This window comes from Streptomyces graminofaciens, assembly GCF_030294945.1.
Taxonomy (GTDB): Bacteria; Actinomycetota; Actinomycetes; order Streptomycetales; family Streptomycetaceae; genus Streptomyces; species Streptomyces graminofaciens.
On record NZ_AP018448.1, the window covers coordinates 3605819 to 3623781 of the forward strand.

Here is a 17963-nt window from a genome sequence, read left to right on the forward strand (position 1 = left end):
GCCTCAGCGAGGTCAGACGACCGTCAGTCGTGGTGGCCGTGAGGGTTACGCGCCGCTCCTGTCCCGCTCATCCGCCAGCCCGCTCCCCGGCCGTTCGCCGCGCGCTCGCCCCCGTCCTGGTGGCGCAGGCGTATCTCGACGTGGCCGCCGACGATCCGGGTGTCGAAGGCGGGCTGGGGCGCGGTCGCGGGACCGCGTACGTTCCAGCCGTCCACGAGCCGGAAGGCGCTGCCGTGCCACGGGCACTCGATACACCCGTCCACGATCGTGCCCTCGGACAGCGGCCCCGCGAGGTGGCTGCACCGCTCGGCCAGCGCGTGGACCGCCCCGCCGGTCTCCCGGACGACCAGGACCGGCACGTCGTCCACACTGCGCCGCACGGGCCGACCTACCGGGAACTCGTCCACGGTCCCGATCCGGTGCCAGCCCTCCGTGACGACGTGCGGGACCTCTTCGGCGTGGTTGGCGCCGGACGCCTGCCGGTACGCGAGGTGGCCGCCCAGCATCCCGCCGACACCGACCGCCGTCAGCCCCAGGAAGCCGTACGCCCGGCCGGCACCCGTACGGCCCTTGAGTCGGCAGACCAGGGAGGTTGTGTACAGGCCGACGGCCGCCCAGTTGGCCACGGCGTGCACCAGGCCGACCCGCTGTTGCCGGTGGTGCAGTTCCGCCCAGTCGACAGCGCCGGCCAGAGCCGCCGGAGCGGCCGTGGCCAGTCCGACTCCGACCAGGAGGCCCGCCTCGCGGGAGTGGCCGGGTCGCAGATCCAGTACCGCCGCCGACAGCCAGCTGCCGATCGGCACCTGCACCATCAGCGGATGGACCGGGTGCCCCAGCCACCTGCCGTGCAGTACGTCCCTGCCGCGCCCCAGCGGCAGGGACCGCACCCGTCTGCGGGCCGCGTCGATCAGCGCATCGGCCCGTGGTTCCCGCTCCAGGCGGTCCAGCAGCCACAAAATCCGGTTCTGCCCCATCTGGCGGCGTTGTGTCGTATTCATGGGCAACCGGGTCCCCACCTGCCCGGAAGGCAAACGAAGCGACGGGTGAGATCGCGTACTCGCCGGCCATGCGAACAGCGCTGGGCGTCGCCCTGCACGTCGACCATGACGGAGCACGGCCGCTCCTCGCCGCGCGCGCCCGGACGGCTGTGCGTGAAAACCCGGGGGCGTTCCGCCCGGCGGCCGCCGACGCGGTGGCGACCGGGCCCTGAGGTCAGCCCTTCTTGCCCGGTGCCGGTGAGCTGGGGCCCGCCGGACCGGCGCGGAGCATGGCCTTGTAGAGGGCGTCGTGTTCGGGCGAGGCGGGCAGGGGGCCGCGGGCAGGGGCCTCGAGGGACTGGATCAGCAGGGCGACGACGCGGCGCCAGGCGTCGGGGGCGGCGTCGCCGGTGGCGTTGACGACGCCGGCGTTGGCCATGTGGATCAGGACCAGGTCGGAGGGGGCGAAGTCCTCGCGCAGCCGGCCGGTGGCCTTGGCGCGGCGGATGAGCTCGACCATGGCCTCGTAGGCCTCGTCGCGTCGCTTCTCCAGGGCTTTGGCGGTGGGGAAGGTCATGGTCAGGACGTCGGCGAAGCCGTAGTCGGCGGCCTGCATGGCGCAGGCGGTCTCGATGTAGCCGGTGAACCCGTGCCAGGGGTCGGGGTCCGCGAGCGCGACTGCCACGGCGTCGGCGTAGGCGTCCATCCGGTCGGAGAAGACGGCGGCGACCAGGTCCGCCTTCGCGGGGAAGTGGCGAAGGATGGTGGCGATCCCCACGCCCGCCTCCCGGGCCACGGAGGCCATCGAGGCGTTCAGCCCGTCTCGCGCGAACACCTTGCGCCCGGCGGCGATGATGCGGGCCCGGTTGCGCTCGGCGTCACTGCGCAGCCGCTGGGCGGCGGGGGCGTGGGGTTCTCGGGCGCCAGGGTTCATGGCGCCCAGTCTAGCTACCGGATCACCCTATCCATTTCTGCTTCCGCACTGGCCGCACCGAACCGGATCGGGCTAACCGAATCCGGAAACGGATAGACCTATCCAACGGGTGTTCCATGTCGCCGTCATCGGAGCCGGCCCCGGCGCTCGCCCTGGCCATCGCCCGCGCCTGTCCCCAGAAGCCCTCTTCACGTCTCCGGCCGAGGCGGGAGGAAAGGCTTTTCCCCCTTTCAGTCCCCGATGAACTGCGGTTCGTTCGAGAAGATGACTGACATGGCACTGATTCTGGTGTCCGGGGCCTCCAGCGGGCTCGGACGCGACACGGCGAACATGTTGGCCGACGACGGGCATGACGTGGTCGTCCACGTCCGCAATCCGGCCCGTCTCACCGACGCCGACGACGCCGACCGGTGGAAGGGCGTCGTCGTCGGGGACCTCGCCGATCCGGACGAGATCCGCGGAGTTGCCCGACAGGCCGCCGAGTTCGGCCGCTTCGACGCCGTCATCCACAACGCCGGCGTCCTGCACTCCCCCGAAGCGATCACTGTCAACACCGTCGCGCCCTACATGCTGACGGCCCTGATGGACAAACCGGCCCGCCTCATCTACCTCAGCAGCTCCATGCACCGAACCGGCTCCACCGACCTACGGCGGCTGACCGCGGGCACCGCTTCCTACGACGACACCAAACTCTGGGTCACCACCCTCGCGCTCGCGTTCGCGTCCCGCTGGGAAGGAACCTCCAGCCACGTCGTCGACCCCGGATGGGTTCCCACCCGCATGGGCGGTCCCGGCGCGCCGGACGACCTGGCCGCCGGCCACCAAACACAGGTGTGGCTCGCCACCCACGACGACGTGACCCCGGGCACCGGCGGCTACTGGTACCACCGGCGGACCCAGACACCACACCCCGCGTCACGGGACGAGGAGTTCCAGGCCCGCCTCGTTCGAGTCCTGGAAAGCCACACGGGCGTCCGGCTCGGCTGACCACGACGACAGCGACCGCCGGTTCGTCAGGCGCGGCCGGTTGCCGCGACGAGCGCGGCGATGTCGTCCTCGTGGGTCAGGTAGCGGCCGGTGAGCGCGTCGGCCTCGCCCCGGATCAGCCGGAGCAGGTTGGCGACGGCCTCGGCGACCGGGGTGTAACGGCCGCTCTCCCGCTGGGAGTCGAGCCAGGAGTCGACGCGGCGCTGCCATGGGTTGTCGCTGGTCCGGGTCGCCGTCGCCGACGCCCCCAGGCCGACGTCCAAGATCCCCGGGTGGTAGCTGAACGCGCTGATCCCGTGCGGCAGCAGTTCGATGGCCATGTTCTCGGTCAGCTTGTTCACCGCCGCCTTGGACACCGAGTACGCGCTGACGTAGGGCCAGCGGGTGTGCCCCGCGTGGCTGGAGATCGTGACGACCCGCCCCCGGCCGCGCTCGATCATGCCCGGCAGCACCGCCCGGCACGCTGCCAGCGCGCCGCCCAGGTTGACCTCCATGGTGTGCACCCACTCGGCCGGGTCGTTCTCCCAGGCCGGTCCGGCCGGTCCGGGCACGCCGGCGTTGTTGACCAGTACGTCGATCCCGCCGAGCCGCTCGGTGGCCAGCTCGACGGCCTTGGCCAGCTCGACGTCGTTGGTGACGTCGGCGGCGGCCGTGACGACCTCGGGGCCCCGGTCGAGACCGGCGGCGGCTCTGGGCAGCGAGTCGGCGTCCCTCGTGGTCAGCACCAGGTGCGCGCCCGCCGCGTGCACGGCCTCGGCGATGGCCCGGCCGAGTCCGCCGGCCGCGCCGGTCACCAGGACCCGCAGGCCGGCCAGGTCCGTCGTGTCTTGAGACATCACAACCTCCACCATGTTCAAGCATGTTCAAGTCAGTTGCTGGGATTCGCTGAGGCCCACCAGGACACTTCGCCGTACGCGTCGTGCCGCCCGGTCTTCTTCCTCGGCACGGCGGTCGAACTGCTGGAGCCGGCCTCGCACGGCCCGGTCGGCCGACAGCGGGCCCGGGCGCGGTCGGCCTTCGCCCGCGTCGAGTGGCGCCGGGCGACCCGTGACCGGTCACCCGGCGCGGGGGCACAGCCGTACGGCCGCATCAGGCGCTCGCCTCCACCGGAGCGTCCAGCACTCGGTGGAGGTGGTCGGCCAGGGCCCGCGGAGCGGGGTGGTCGAACACCAGCGTGGCGGGCAGCCGCAGCCCGGTCAGGGCGCTCAGCCGGTTGCGCAGTTCCACCGCGGTCAGCGAGTCCAGCCCGGACTCGTGCAGGCTCCGGTCCGGGGGTACGGCCTCGGCATCCGGGTGGCCGAGCAGCTCGGCGGCGGCCGCGCGCACCTCGGCCAGCAGCCGTTCGGCCCGCTCGGCCGGAGTCAGGTCGCGCAACTGGACGGTGGGTGCGGAGGCTGCCGGTCCGGCGGGCACGAGACGGCTCAGCAGCGCGGGCGCCCCGCGGGTGCGCAGCTTGGCGATGTCGAACCTGGCGAGGGTGAGTACCGCGTCGTCCTGCCGCAGCGCCTCGTCGAACAGGGCCAGCGCGAACTCGGTGGGCATGGGCAGGGTGGAGTCCGGCAGGGTGCCGTCGCGGTCGGTCTCGCGCAGCACGGCGGTCATACCGGAGGCCTCCTCCCACAGGCCCCACGCCTGGGACTGCGCCGGCAGCCCGTCGGCCCTGCGGCGCTCGGCGAGCGCGTCCAGGAACCCGTTCGCGGCCGCGTAGTTGCCCTGCCCCGGGCTGCCCAGCACCCCGGCCAGCGAGGAGAACAGTACGAAGGCGGCCAGCTCGGTGTCCTTGGTCAGCTCGTGCAGGTTCAGCGCGCCGTCGACCTTGGGGCGCAGCACCTGCTCCACCCGGTCGGCGGTCATCCCGGTCACCACCCCGTCCGCGAGGACGCCGGCCGCGTGCACCACCGCGACCAGCGGGTGTCGGGCGGGCACAAGGTCGAGGGCTGCGGCCAGGCTGTCCCGGTCGGCGACGTCGCAGGCGGCTACGGACACCTCGGCGCCCAGCCCGGTCAGTTCCGCGACGAGAGGGCCGGCGCCCCGCGCACCGCTGCGGCTGGTGAGCAGGAGGCTGCGTACCCCGTACTCGGTCACCAGGTGCCGCGCCACCAGCGATCCGAGCGTGCCGGTGCCGCCGGTGATCAGCACCGTGCCGCGGCTGAGGTCCGGTCGGGCGTTCCGCCCCGGCGTGACACGCTCCAGTTCCGGCGCCCGGAGGCGTCCGCCGCCGATCCGCACGTGCGGCCGTCCGGCGGCCACCGCGTCGGCCAGCCGCGCCGAGGAGCGGGGATCCTCGGCCATGTCGTCCATCTCGACCAGCAGGAACCGTCCGGGGTGCTCGGACTGCGCCGAGCGCACCAGGCCGCGCGCCGCCGCGTGCGCCAGGTCGTCGCTGCGGGTCAGCACGACGAGGGGGACGTCGGCCGGGCGGTCGGCCGCCAGCCAGTGCTGGATGTGGGACAGCGTGTCCAGCGTCGCCGCCCGGACGTCGCCGGGCGCCGGGATGCAGAGGACCGCGTCGGCATCGGCGAGATCCACCAGGTCGGCGTCAGCGGTCACACCGAGGTGGTCGGTACCCAGCAGCGCCCATCGCGGCGCGGGTGCCGCCACCGGGTCGGCGAGTTCGGTCCACCGCGTCCGGTACGCCGAATCCGTCGGCAGCGCGCCCGTCAGCTCGCGCAGGGCCACCGTACGTATGCCGAGTGTGCCCCGGAACAGCGGTTCGCCCTCGGCGGTGGTGAGGGTGACGGTGAACTCGTCCCGGCCGCCGGGTGCCAGGTGGGCGTACGCGTGGGTGGTGTGCCGGTCGGCGGCCCATACGTCGTGCCACACGAACGGCAGCCCGACGTGGCCGTCCGGGCGCTGTTCGGTCAGGGCGAGGGCGTGCAGGGCGGCGTCACCGAGCACGGGGTGCAGCCCGGGGCCGGCGAAGCCGCCGGGTGCCTCTTCGGGCAGCCGCAGCTCGGCGAACAGTTCCCCGCCTCGCCGCCAGAGCCTGCGTACGGCCCTGAACGCGGGACCGTACTCGTAGCCGCGCGCGGCCGACGACGCGTAGTCGACGTCGATCTCCTCGGCGTCGGCCGGCGGGGGTGCCCCGACGAACGGCTCCTGGCGGGTGTCGTCGATCGTGCCTTGCGCGTGGCGTCGCCACTGGCTGCCGGGCTGTTCCGGCCTGCTGAACACCTCGACCGTACGCCGGGCCGGGTCCGCGACGACCTGAAGTTCCGCCGTGCCCTGCTGCGACAGTGCCAGGGGCGCCTCGATGACCAGCTCGCCGACTCCGGTGCCACCGGTGCCGTGCGCGGCGCGCAGCGCGAGGTCCAGCAGCGCGGTGCCGGGCAGGATGCAGGTCCCGTTCACCGCGTGGTCGGCCAGCCAGGGCTGCTCGACCGGCGAGATGCTGCCGGTGGCCACGGACTCACCGCTGCGGGCGGATTCGACGAACGTGCCGAGCAGCGGATGGCCGGTGCTCGGCCTGGCCGAGGCGGTGGTCGTGAGCCAGAACCGCCGCCGTTGGAACGGTGTGGTCGGCAGGGGCACCGGCCGGCCGGTGCCGGTGCCGGAGGCAGTGCCGGTGCCTGTTCCGTAGGCGGTGCCGGTGGCGAGGCGCACGCCGTCCTTGCCCCGCGTGTACAGCTGTGCGGCGGAGGTCAGGAACCGTGTGGGGCCGCCGTCGTCGCGGCGCAGGGTGCCGGTGACCACCCCGGTCGTGCCGCTCTTCTCCAGCGTCTGCTCGACGGCGGAGGTCAGCGCCGGGTGCGGGCTGGACTCCACGAAGACCCGGAAGCCCTGGTCGACGAGATGCTCGACGGCCGGCTGGAACAGCACGGGTTGCCGGAGGTTCCGATACCAGTACGCGCCGGTCAGTGTGGCGTCGCCGACCCAGTCCAGGTCCACGGTGGAGTACATCGGCACCGAGGGCCTGGTCGTGTGCACCTCGCCGAGGCGGGCCACCAGTTCCTCGCGCAGTGCCTCCATCTTCGGGCAGTGCGAGGCGACGTCGACGCGGATGCGGCGGGCGTGCAGGCCGTCCAGCGCGCACTCGACGAGCAGGCCGTCGATCGCCAGGTCGTCACCGGCGACCACGGTGGTGGACGGACCGTTGAGCGCGGCGATCCAGAGCTGGTCCGGCCAGCGCTCCAGCAGCCAGTCCAGCTGTGCGCGCGACGCGGTCACCGACGCCATGCCGGCGCTGACGCCGAGTTCGGCGATGACCTGGCTGCGCACCACGACGACACGGGCGGCCTCCTCCAGCGACAGCGCGCCCGCGACACACGCGGCGGCCACCTCACCCATGGAGTGGCCGAGCACCGCGTCGGGTTCGACGCCACGAGAGCGCCACAGGGCGGCCAGCGACACCATCACCGAGAACAGCGCGGGGTGGATGAGGTCCAGCCGTTCCAGTCGGTCGGCGCCGCCGGCCAGCACCTCCGTGAGGGACCAGTCCACATGGGGCTTGAGCGCCCGTTCACAGGCGTGGATGGATTCGGCGAACACCGGTTCGCTCATCAGCCCGGCCGCCATGCCCGCCCACTGGGTGCCCTGCCCCGGGAAGACGAACGCCACCTTTCCGTCCACATCGGAGACTCCGAGTACGGTGTTCCGCGCCGGCTTGCCCTCGGCGACGGCCCGCACCCCGGCCAGCAGCTCCTCGCGGTCGCCGCCGACCACGACGGCGCGGTGGGTGAAGTGGCCGCGCGACACCGCGAGTGAGTGCGCCAGGTCCACGGGTGCGACGTCCTCGGCCACGGGGAGCAGCCGGGCCGCCCAGTTGCGCAGACCCTCGGGAGTCCTGCCGGACAACGTCCACGCGACGACGGACGGCTCCGTGGCGGGCGGCTCGGCGGCGGGCGTCGGTGCGGGTTCCTCCGACGGTGCCTCCAGGATCAGGTGCGCGTTGGTGCCGCTGATCCCGAAGGAGGAGACAGCCGCGCGCGGCGGCCGGCCCCGCTCCGGCCACGGCATGCTCTCGGTGAGCAGCCGGACGTCTCCCGCCGCCCAGTCGACGTGCGGCGACGGCTCGTCCACGTGCAGGGTCTTCGGCAGGGTGCGGTGCAGCATGGCCTGTACGACCTTGATCACGCCGCCGACCCCGGCCGCGGCCTGGGTGTGCCCGATGTTGGACTTCAGCGAGCCCAGCCAGAGCGGGGTGTCGCGGTTCTGCCCGTAGGTGGCCAGCAGCGCACCGGCCTCGATCGGGTCGCCGAGCCGGGTGCCGGTGCCGTGTGCCTCGACCGCGTCCACGTCGGCCGGTGTCAGTCCGGCGTCCCGCAGGGCGAGCCTGATCACCTCCTGCTGCGCCGCCCCGTTCGGTGCCGTCAGGCCGTTGGACGCGCCGTCCTGGTTCACCGCGGAGCCCCGGATCACGGCCAGCACCGGGTGCCCGGCGCGGCGGGCGCTGGACAGCCGTTCCAGCACCACCATGCCGACGCCCTCCGCCCAGCCGGTGCCGTCCGCCGCCGCGGCGAACGCCTTGCACCGCCCGTCCACGGCCAGCGCGCGCTGCCTGCTGAGCTCCACGAACGCGCGCGGCGTCGCCATGACGGCCACCCCACCGGCCAGCGCGACCTCGCACTCGCCCCGGCGGATCGACTGCACCGCGAGGTGGATGGCCACCAGCGACGAGGAGCAGGCGGTGTCGACCGTGAGCGCCGGACCGCGCAGCCCGAGCACATAGGCGATCCGCCCGGAGGCGACGCCACCGGCCGTGGCCGTGCCGATGTAGCCCTCCAGTTCGCGGGGCACCCGGCCCGGATCGGTGACGTAGTCGTGGTGCATCAGCCCCGCGTACACCCCGACCCGCTCGCCGCGCAGGGACGTCGGGTCGATGCCGGCGCGCTCCAGCGCCTCCCAGGAGGTCTCCAGGAGCAGCCGGTGCTGCGGGTCCATCGCCAGCGCCTCGCGCGGCGAGATCCCGAAGAACTCGGGGTCGAAGTCGGCCGCCTCACGGAGGAACCCGCCCCGCCGGGTGTAGGAGGTGCCGCTGCGGTCGGGGTCGGGGTCGAACAGTCCGTCGAGGTCCCAGCCCCGGTCGTCGGGGAACTCGGAGGTGACGTCGGCGCCGTCGGCCAGCAGCCGCCACAGTTCATCGGGGGAACCGACCCCGCCGGGGTAGCGGCAGCCGATGCCCACGAGCACCACGGGGTCGTCGTCGGTGCCGGTCGACGCGGCGGTCGTGGCGTGCGGCTCGGGTGTGCCGGTGAGCTCGCCGCGCAGGTATCCGGCGATCGCACGCACCGAGGGGTGGTCGAACACCAGTGTCGTGGGCAGGCGCAGTGCCACGGCGGCGGCGATCCGGTCCCGCAGCCGGACCGCGTCCGCCGAGGTGAGCCCGTACTCGCGCAGGGCCCGGTCCGGCTCGATTCCACCGGTTTCGCCCAGCACATGGGCGACCTCGCCCGAGACGAGGTCGACGAGTGCCCTGCTGAGGTCGGACCCGGTGAGCCCGGCCAGGTCGACCCTGGCCGGCAGCCGGTCCGACGCGGTGGCCGACATCGACCAGACGGTTGCGACGAGTGTGCTGCCGGGCCGGCTCAGGGCGACGTCCACGGCGTTGCGGATCCGGTGGCCGGTCAGCCCCTTCGCCAGCACCAGGGTGGTGGGAGCGGACCCGGCGGCGGTGATCGTCACGGTGGAGCCGGTGACCGTGACGGTGACGTCGTGCTCGGTGCCGGACGGCTCGACGCTCCGGGCCTCGTGGCCGGCCGCGAGATGGTGGGCGATCAGGTCGGCGAGGTCTCCGGCGTCTCCCGTCAGAGCCACGTCGCGGCCGGCGAGCGGCCCGGCCCCGGCGGGCAGTCCGGCACCCGGGAGCGGGGCCAACTCACCGTCGGCGCCCATGAGGTGCAGTCCGTCGTGGGAGCCGGCGACCGCGAGCAGCCGGCCGGGCAGTTCGGCCAGTGCCTTGCGCGCGACCTTGCCCGTGCCCGTCCTCGGCAGCGCGGCCACGGCGCGGACCTCCACCGGCACCTTGAAGTAGGCGAGGTCCCGGCGGCAGCGCGCGAACAGCTCCGCGCAGTCGACGCCGTCGGGTTCGGGCACCACCAGCGCCACCGGGACCTGGCCGAACTCCTCGTCCGCGAGTGCCGTCACGGCGGCCTCGCGCACACCGGGCACCTGGGCGAGTACGGCCTCGATCTCGGTGGGGTGCACGTTCTCCCCGCCCCTGATGATCACGTCGTTGCGCCGGCCGGTGATCCAGAGATAGCCGGCGTCGTTCTGGCGGGCGAGGTCGCCGGTGCGGTACCAGCCGTCGCGGATCACCTCCGCGGTGGCCTCCGGCAGGTTGTGGTAGCCCAGCATCACGTTGGGGCCGCTGACCCAGACCTCGCCCTCCTCACCGGTCGGCACGTCGACGCCGGTGTCCGGGTCCACCACGCGCAGGCCCAGTCCGGGCACCGGCGGACCGCACGAGCCGGGGACCCGCTCGCCGTCCGGCCGCATGGCGGTCATCGTCCCGCTCGTCTCGGTGCTGCCGTAGCTGTCGGTGAGCCTGACACCGAAGGCGGCCTCGAACGCGTCGGCGAGCGCGGGCGTGCTGACGGCACCCGCGATGAAGCACACGCGCAGCGCGGGCAGCGTGAGTCCTTCCGCACCGGCGGCATGGACCAGGTTGTGGTAGACGGTCGGCACGCCGACCAGGAAGGTGTAGGGCCGCGAGCGCAGTTCGTCGAGCACCTCGGCGGCGTCGAGCCCCGCCATCAGATGCGCCGTGGCGCCGACCGCGGTCACACCGATCACGCACAGGTGGTGGCCGAGGGTGTGGAACAGCGGCAGCGGCCACAACAGCGTGTCCGCCGAGGAGAGTTCGACGATCGGGGCATAGCAGTTGGCGACGTTCCACAGCGCGGCGCGCAACGTGGACAGCACGCCTTTGGGGCGGCCCGTCGTGCCCGAGGTGTAGAGCAGGAAGGCCGGTTCGTCCAGACCGAGGTCGTCACGTGCGGGGACGGCCGGCTCGCTCGTGGCCAGGTCCTCGTAGGACATCGCGTCCGGGCAGTCGCCCACGACGACGAGGTGGCGTGGACCGGCCGGCAGCACCGCGCGCACCTGGTCGGCGTGCGCGGTGTCGGTGATCACCGCGTGGGCGTCGCTGTCGGTGAGCATGTGCAGCAGTTCCGCGTCGGAGGAGTGCGGGTTGACCGGCACGCCGACGCAGCCGGCCCGGTTGACACCGAGGTAGCTCTCCACCATCTCGACGCGGTTGCCCAGCAGGATCGCCACGCGGGCGCCCCGGGGCAGGCCGAGTGCGACCAGGTGACCGCCGAGCCGGGCCGTACGCCGTTCCAGTTCCGTGTAGGTCACCGTCCGGCGCGCGTCGGAGTACGCGGCCTTGGTCCCGCGCAGCGCCGCGTGTTCGCGCAGCAGCTCGGGCAACGGGCGGACCAGGTCGGCACTGCGTGTCGCGGGCATGCCTGCCCTTTCTCGCGGTTGGGTCATGAAAGGGCTCCGATCACTGACTCGACTGCGGCGAGAACGGCGCCCGAGCCGACGAGTTCGACCGTGTTGTCGATCTCGGGCGCCAGGTACCGGTCAGGGCCGGGACCGGGCACACCGGAGGACCTCAGCAGCGCCACGACCGCGCCGGTGGCGGCGGACGGCGTCAAGGGGGCGCGTAAGTCGAGCGCGCGGGCGGCGGTGAGGATCTCGATGGCGACGACGCGGGTGAGGCCGTCGACGGCACGCCGCAGTTTGCGGGCGGCGCCCCATCCCATGGACACGTGGTCCTCCGCCATCGCGCTCGACGGTATGGAATCGATCGACGCGGGTGCCGCCAGACGCTTGAGCTCGGAGACGATCGCGGCCTGGGTGTACTGGGCGATCATGTAACCGCTGTCCACCCCGGGGTCGTCGGCGAGGAACGCCGGCAGGCCGTGGTTGCGGGCGACGTCCAGGAACCGGTCGGTTCGGCGTTCGCTGATCGAGGCGACGTCCGCGGTCGCGATGGCCAGGAAGTCGAGCGCGTAGGCGACGGGCGCGCCGTGGAAGTTGCCGTTCGACGCCACCCGTCCGTCGCTGAAGAGCACGGCCGGGTTGTCGATGGCCGCGGCCAGTTCACGGCCGGCCACGGCGGCGGCGTGCTCGACGGTGTCACGTGCGGCGCCGTGGACCTGGGGCGTGCACCGCAGGGAGTACGCGTCCTGCACGCGTGTGCAGTGCGGCCCGCGATGGGAGGCGACGACACCGGAACCGGCCATGACGGCGACCAGGTTGGCCGCGGCGGCGGCCTGACCGGGATGGGGCCGAAGTGCCTGGAGTTCGGGCGCGAACGCCCTGTCGGTCCCGAGCAGTGCCTCGACGGACATGGCGGCGGCGATGTCCAGGGTCTTCAGCAGCCGCCATAGATCGGTGATCGCGAGGACGAGTTGGGCCAGCATGCCGTCGGTGCCGTTGATGAGGGCGAGGCCCTCTTTCTCGTGCAGCTCGACCGGGCTGAGGCCGGCGGCGGTGAGCGCCTCGGCGGCGGGCATGCGGGCACCCGACGCGTCGCGTACCTCGCCCTCGCCCATCAGCGCCAGCGCGCAGTGGGCGAGCGGTGCCAGATCGCCGGAGCAGCCGAGCGAGCCGTACTCGCTCACCACCGGTGTGATCCCGGCCGACAGCATGGCGGCGAGCCGCTCCGCGGTCTCGACCCGCACGCCGGTGTGGCCGGTCGCGAGCGTCGAGAGCCGCAGCAGCATCATTCCGCGTACGACTTCCCGCTCGACCTCCTGCCCCGAGCCGGCCGCGTGGGAGCGGACCAGAGACCGCTGCAGCTGAGCCCGCTGCTCGGGCGGGATGTGCTGGGTCGCCAGAGCGCCGAACCCGGTCGAGATCCCGTACGACGGTGTCGGGGCGCAGGCGAGTTCCTCCACGACGGCCCGGCCCTTCTCCAGTGCCGAGAAGGCGTCGTCACCGAGGCAGACCGTCGCGCCTTCCCGGGCGACGGCGGCGACGTCGACGAAGGAGAGCGGTCCGGTCCCGACGGTCACGGTGTGGCGCGGCATACCCATCAGGCGGCCGCCTCCGCCTCGGCGGTCTCGGGTCGGACGAAGTCGCGTTCGAGTTGCCTCTTCATGGCGTTTCTTCCTATCGAGCTGGTCACGTGGGGGGCTCGGCTAGCGGAGGGTCTTCACCAAGAAGCGGCAGCCCACAGCCCCTCCGGGACAGGTCCGCGGCAGAGGGAGAGCGCGGTGTCCAGCGAGGCGCCGGCCGCCTGAGCCCAGGAAATGATGTCGAGCGTTCACATGTCATCCCTCTGTGCCGAGGAGCGGCACGTGCGGGGACGGGGACGGGGTTCGCGTCAGCGTCGGCCGGCGGTGCGAAAGCCCCGGCGGTTCTTGCGGCCCAGTGCGCCGGTGGCGACGAGGTCTTCCAGGAGGGGGGCCGGTTTCTGCTCGGGGTGGGCGAGTTGGTCGTACAGGCGGTGCTGGATGGCCAGCGCGACGTCCAGGCCGATCGTGTCGAGGAGCGCGAAGGGGCCCATGGGGTGGCCGTAGCCGTTCCGGACGGCGCTGTCCGTGGCCTCGATGTCGGTGCCGGGGCGCCGCAGCAGATCGACCGCCGCGCCGAGGTAGGGGAAGAGGAGGCAGTTGACGATGAAGCCGGCGCGGTCGGGACAGGTGACCGTGGTTTTCCCCAGGCCGGCGGCGAAGGCCTGGGCGCCGGTGAACACGTCGTCGGAGGTGTCGTCGGTGCGGACCAGTTCGACGAGTCGCAGTACGGGTGCCGGGTTGAAGAAGTGCATGCCGACGACATCGGCGGGCCGTCCGGCGGCCTTCGCGCAGGCTGTCACGGACAGGCTGGACGTGGTGGTCGCCAGGACGGCTTCCGGTTTGGCGACCGTGCCGAGCCGGGAGAAGAGGAGTCGCTTGACGTCGAGGTCTTCCGCCACCGCTTCGATGATCAGATCGCGGTCGGCGACTGCTCGTATGTCCGTGGCAGGGGTGAGCAGCGGCAGGGCGGCCGCCTTCTGCCGGGGTGTCATCCGGCCGCGGCGGACAGCGTGGGTCAGGGATTCGGAGATCGCCGCGAGGGCCGTTTCGGCCTTCTCCCGGCTGCGCGCCACCAGCACGGTGGGATGGCCCGCGGTCGCCGTGACCTCCGCGATGCCGCGCGCCATGACGCCGGAGCCCAGGACGGCGACCGTACGCACCGGTCGGCGGACGGCGGGGGGATGGTCCACGGGCCTGTCCCGGGTTGTGCCGCCCTCGTTGCCCCCGCTGCCCCTGCTGCCCCTGCTGCCCCTGCTGCCCACGGTGGCCTCGTTGCCCTCGGTGTCGTAGCTGTAGAAGCCTTCGCCGGTCTTGCGTCCCAGGCGGCCGGAGTCGACCGTGCGGGTCAACAACGGGGCCGGGATGAAGGAGGCGTCGCCCGTCTGCCGGTGCAGTCGCGTCAGGGTCGCTTGGGCCGTGTCCAGCCCGATGGTGTCCAGCAGGCGCAGCGGCCCGGCCGGCAGACCGCAGCCGAGTCGCATCGCCGTGTCGATGTCGTCGCGGGTGGCATGGCCGGCGTCGAGAAAGGCCACGGACCGGTTCAGGTACGCCATCACGAGTGCGGTGGCGTCCTGTGCCGGTCCGGCGCCGATCTCGACCTGTGTCAGGCCCAGTTCGGCGATCAGCCGGTCCGCGGCGCTCGCGGTGGACGGGGAGGTCAGGGCGGTGGGTGCCGCTTCCACCGTGCCCGAGGGTCCGGGCGGGACGAGGAAGCGCAGACCCGCGACCGACTCCGGTCGGCCGGACGCGATGGCGAGGTGGGGGACGGAGAGGGCGGAGGTCGTCGTGAGGACCGGGGCCTGCGAGACCTCGCCGATACGGCGCAGTACGTCCGTCTTGACGGCCAGGTCGTCGGACACGGCCTCGATCACCACGGTGGCGTCCGCGAGTGCCGCCACGTCAGGTGTGAGGACGACCGACTCCGCCGAGCCCGCGCTGCTTGCCTTGAGGCGGTCGCCGACCCGTGCGAGTGCGTCGAGGTCGGTGTCGACGGCCACGATGCGGTGGCCGGCCCGGTGGGCCAGGCGGAGGAACGCCTCGCCGACCGTGCCGAGGCCGACGATGCCGGTGAGGGGTGCGGTGAGGGGTGCGGTATGGGGTGCGGTGTGGGGTCGCTGATCGGTCGTCATGACGTTCCTCGCACCTTCTGCTCGCGGAAGCGATTGATGGCGTCGATGTGCTGGGCGCGCAGTTCGTGGTCGCGCACACCGAGGCCCTCCTGCGGCGCCAGGCAGAGGATGCCGACCTTGCCTTGATGGAGGTTGGAGTGGACCTCGTACGCCGCCTGCCCGGCCTGTTCCAACGGGTAGACCTTCGACAACGTCGGATGGATTCTGCCCTTGGTGATGAGCCGGTTGGCCTCCCAGGCCTCTCGGTAGTTGGCGAAGTGAGAGCCGACGATGCGCTTCAGCGACATCCACAGGTAGCGGTTGTCGTACTCGTGCATGTATCCGGAAGTGGACGCGCAGGTGACTACGGTGCCGCCCTTCCTCGTCGCGTACACCGATGCGCCGAACGTCTCCCGGCCCGGGTGTTCGAAGACGATGTCGACGTCCTCGCCGCCGGTGAGCTCCCGGATGCGCCCGCCGAACCGCTTCCACTCCTTGGGGTCCTGGGTGCGTTCGTCCTTCCAGAACCTGTAGCCCTCGGCGTTGCGGTCGATGACCGCTTCGGCGCCCAAGGAGCGGCAGATGGCCGCCTTCTGCGGCGACGAGACCACGCAGACGGGGTTGGCGCCGCCGGCGAGCGCCAACTGGGTGGCGTACGAACCGAGCCCGCCGCTCGCGCCCCAGATCAGCACGTTGTCGCCCTGCTTCAGCTGGGCGCCGTTGCGGGAGACCAGTTGCCGGTAGGCGGTCGAGTTCACCAGCCCCGGAGCGGCGGCCTCCTCCCAGGTCAGGTGCTCGGGCTTGGGCATCAGCTGGTTGGACTTCACCAGCGCCAGCTCGGCGAGGCCTCCGAAATTGGTCTCGAAGCCCCAGATGCGCTGCTCGGGGTCCAGCATCGTGTCGTCATGGCCCTCGGGGCTCTCCAGTTCGACGGACAGGCAGTGCGCCACGACCCGGTCGCCCGCGCGCCACCGGTTGACTCCGGGCCCGGTGCGCAGCACCACCCCCGCCAGGTCGGATCCCAGCACGTGGTAGGGCAGGTCGTGGCGCTTGGCCTGGTCGCTGAGGCGTCCGTAGCGCTCCAGGAAGCCGAAGGTCGGCAGGGGCTCGAAGATCGAGGACCACACGGTGTTGTAGTTGATCGCGCTCGCCATCACGGCGATCAGGGCCTCGCCCGGTCCCGGCTCCGGTGTCGGAACCTCCTGCACCTGCAGGGACTTGCGAGGATCCTTCTCCTTCGAGTGCATGCCCTCGAACATCGCGGTGTCCTCCCGGCGCACCACGTTGCCCCGGTAGTGCCCCGGCAGGCGCAGACCCGTCACATCTCGCGGTGTGAGGTCCTCCGAGAGGAGAGCGCCGATGATCTCATCCATATGCCATCCCGTGACGTGTCGAGTGGGGTCGAGCGGTTACGACTCAGGCGGAGTTCGGGTCCGGCCGCGCGATGAAGGCACTGACGACCCGATTCAGGAGATGACCTTGAACGTTCACATGTCATCCCTCCGTGCCGCAGAGCGGCACGGGCAGAGGCGGAGCATGGACGGGCGGGCGCACGCTGGGGCACCGCCGACTGCCGGGACCAGCCCGTTCTTCCGCAACTCATCTCCCTGGCAAGGGAGTTCACCCGGCCGCGGCGGACCACGACCGAACGAGGACGACCGAGAGGAAGAGCGAGATGACCAGTCGGCCCACGGATGCGCCGGTCGAGGACGTCCAGCCGCGGTACAGGCCGTACACGGCCAAGACCACCGAACCCTGGGAGGAGCTCGCACACGACCGGGCCCGCTGCCCCGTCGCCCGCAACGCCGAGCTGGACGCGGTGCAGATCAGCACCTACGAGGGAGTCAAGGAGGTGCTGGCCGGACACCAGACGTGGTCCAGCGCGCTCGGCAACATCTGGCCGCTGAAGGAGCCGCTGCCGCCTCAGGAGCAGGTGCTCGGCTGGGCCGACCCGCCGCGCCACACCCGCCAACGGAAACTGCTGGTCAAGGCGTTGTCGGCGTCCCGTATCCAGAACATGCGCGCTTTCAGCGAACGCTTCGCGGATGACCTCGTCGACGAGCTCTCCGACCGGGGATCCTTCGAGATGTACGACGACTTCGCGGCTCGGATGGCCGCCGGTCACATATGCGAGCTGCTGGGCGTGCCGGAGAGTGAACGCGACGAGTACGCGCGGTCGGCGCAGCGGATGGAGGAGCTCGTCACCGACACCATGGACGGTCGGGCGGAGGGCGGGTACGGCACCGAGCTCAACGAGTGGCTGGACCACCTCGGCGGGATGATCCGGGCGAAGCGGGCGGCCGGGCCGGGCAGCGACGACCTGATCACCCAGCTGTCGTTCGCCCAGGTGGACGGCGACTACTTCGAGGTGGGCGAGATCGCGCGCATGATCCAGCTGCTGAACGTGGCGGGGATCGGTACGACGATCGGGGCGATCGGCAACACCGCCTATCTGCTGGACCGGTACCCCGAGCAGAAGGCGCTGTTCCTGTCCGACGTCGAGGGGATGTCGCCCTCCCTGGCAGCGGAGTCACTGCGGTTCGAGTCACCCATCTCGGGTCTGTGGCGCACCTGCGCCAAGCCGACCAGACTCGGGGGCCTCGATGTCGAACCGGGTGAGAAGGCCTTCGCCGTCATCAGCGCCGGGAGCCATGATCCGCTGGTCTACGACCGGCCGGACGAGTTCATCATCGACCGTGACTGGGCGAACCTGCCGCTGGATCTGCCGTTCGGTCAGGGCATCCATTTCTGCGTCGGTATGAACCTGGCCCGGCTCGAGATTCAGGTCGCCGCCGCGAAGCTGTACAAGCGGCTGCCCAACCTCCGGGTCAGGCCCGGCTTCGAGCCCGAACTCTTTCCGGGGGCGGTGCTGCGTCGCTTCAAGACACTGGAGATGGTCTTCGACGCCCCGGCCCTGCCGAGGACTACCTGACACCTGGCCTGCGGCGAGAACCTGCCACCGCGTAGCACGGTGGCCGCCCGGCGTGGGCGG

10 protein-coding genes are annotated in these 17963 nt (G+C 72.2%); 3 read left to right on the forward strand and 7 right to left on the reverse strand.

The annotated features are described in order from the left end of the window. Window positions 1–23: 23 nt before the first annotated feature. Window positions 24–974 carry a Rieske (2Fe-2S) protein gene (locus tag SGFS_RS15505; RefSeq protein ID WP_286259942.1) on the reverse strand — a complete coding sequence of 317 codons (951 nt, stop codon included), beginning with the start codon at window positions 972–974 and terminating at the stop codon, window positions 24–26. A 92-nt stretch (window positions 975–1066) separates the two neighbouring features. Between SGFS_RS15505 and SGFS_RS15510 the strand changes: the two genes are divergently transcribed. Next, window positions 1067–1210, forward strand: a complete 144-nt coding sequence (locus tag SGFS_RS15510) for a hypothetical protein (RefSeq protein ID WP_286250802.1) — start codon at window positions 1067–1069, stop codon at window positions 1208–1210. A 2-nt stretch (window positions 1211–1212) separates the two neighbouring features. Here the strand turns inward: SGFS_RS15510 and SGFS_RS15515 are convergent, their stop codons facing one another. After that, on the reverse strand, window positions 1213–1911 hold the full coding sequence (locus SGFS_RS15515) for a TetR/AcrR family transcriptional regulator (protein ID WP_286250804.1): 699 nt from the start codon (window positions 1909–1911) through the stop codon (window positions 1213–1215). A gap of 273 nt (window positions 1912–2184) precedes the next feature. On the opposite strand from SGFS_RS15515, the gene SGFS_RS15520 reads away from it, so the two are divergent. Continuing rightward, complete coding sequence (locus tag SGFS_RS15520) at window positions 2185–2898, forward strand: SDR family NAD(P)-dependent oxidoreductase (RefSeq protein WP_286250806.1); 714 nt, start codon at window positions 2185–2187, stop codon at window positions 2896–2898. Between the two features lie 26 nt (window positions 2899–2924). Here SGFS_RS15520 and SGFS_RS15525 read toward each other — a convergent pair whose 3' ends face one another. The 5 genes from SGFS_RS15525 to ccrA form a co-directional block, all read right to left on the reverse strand. Further along, window positions 2925–3734 (reverse strand): SDR family oxidoreductase, encoded by an 810-nt coding sequence (locus SGFS_RS15525; RefSeq protein WP_286250808.1) that lies wholly within the window; start codon window positions 3732–3734, stop codon window positions 2925–2927. Window positions 3735–3987: 253 nt separating this feature from the next. Further along, the gene (locus SGFS_RS15530) at window positions 3988–11301 is read right to left on the reverse strand and encodes a type I polyketide synthase (protein WP_286250810.1); all 7314 of its coding nucleotides are present in this window, start codon (window positions 11299–11301) and stop codon (window positions 3988–3990) included. A 23-nt stretch (window positions 11302–11324) separates the two neighbouring features. Next, window positions 11325–12875, reverse strand: coding sequence for a histidine ammonia-lyase (gene hutH / locus SGFS_RS15535; RefSeq protein WP_286259944.1), 1551 nt, complete (start codon window positions 12873–12875; stop codon window positions 11325–11327). 296 nt (window positions 12876–13171) lie between these two features. Beyond that, a complete protein-coding gene (locus tag SGFS_RS15540) occupies window positions 13172–14992 on the reverse strand; it encodes a 3-hydroxyacyl-CoA dehydrogenase family protein (protein WP_286250812.1) in 1821 nt (606 codons plus the stop codon). After that, window positions 14989–16344, reverse strand: a complete 1356-nt coding sequence (gene ccrA, locus SGFS_RS15545) for a crotonyl-CoA carboxylase/reductase (protein ID WP_286250814.1) — start codon at window positions 16342–16344, stop codon at window positions 14989–14991. Before ccrA ends, SGFS_RS15540 begins: the two co-directional genes overlap by 4 nt. Before the next feature lie 302 nt (window positions 16345–16646). Here ccrA and SGFS_RS15550 point away from each other — a divergent pair, with 302 nt between their 5' ends. Next, on the forward strand, window positions 16647–17903 hold the full coding sequence (locus tag SGFS_RS15550; protein WP_286250816.1) for a cytochrome P450: 1257 nt from the start codon (window positions 16647–16649) through the stop codon (window positions 17901–17903). Window positions 17904–17963: the final 60 nt, after the last annotated feature.

Bases quoted from the DNA above. Each gene is read 5' to 3' on its own strand.
- hutH (WP_286259944.1), bottom strand. From the start codon at position 12,875: ATGCCGCGCCACACCGTGACCGTCGGGACCGGACCGCTCTCCTTCGTC.
- SGFS_RS15505 (WP_286259942.1), bottom strand. From the start codon at position 974: ATGGGGCAGAACCGGATTTTGTGGCTGCTGGACCGCCTGGAGCGGGAA.
- SGFS_RS15515 (WP_286250804.1), bottom strand. From the start codon at position 1,911: ATGAACCCTGGCGCCCGAGAACCCCACGCCCCCGCCGCCCAGCGGCTG.
- SGFS_RS15530 (WP_286250810.1), bottom strand. From the start codon at position 11,301: ATGCCCGCGACACGCAGTGCCGACCTGGTCCGCCCGTTGCCCGAGCTG.
- SGFS_RS15525 (WP_286250808.1), bottom strand. From the start codon at position 3,734: ATGTCTCAAGACACGACGGACCTGGCCGGCCTGCGGGTCCTGGTGACC.
- SGFS_RS15510 (WP_286250802.1), top strand. From the start codon at position 1,067: ATGCGAACAGCGCTGGGCGTCGCCCTGCACGTCGACCATGACGGAGCA.
- ccrA (WP_286250814.1), bottom strand. From the start codon at position 16,344: ATGGATGAGATCATCGGCGCTCTCCTCTCGGAGGACCTCACACCGCGA.
- SGFS_RS15540 (WP_286250812.1), bottom strand. From the start codon at position 14,992: ATGACGACCGATCAGCGACCCCACACCGCACCCCATACCGCACCCCTC.
- SGFS_RS15550 (WP_286250816.1), top strand. From the start codon at position 16,647: ATGACCAGTCGGCCCACGGATGCGCCGGTCGAGGACGTCCAGCCGCGG.
- SGFS_RS15520 (WP_286250806.1), top strand. From the start codon at position 2,185: ATGGCACTGATTCTGGTGTCCGGGGCCTCCAGCGGGCTCGGACGCGAC.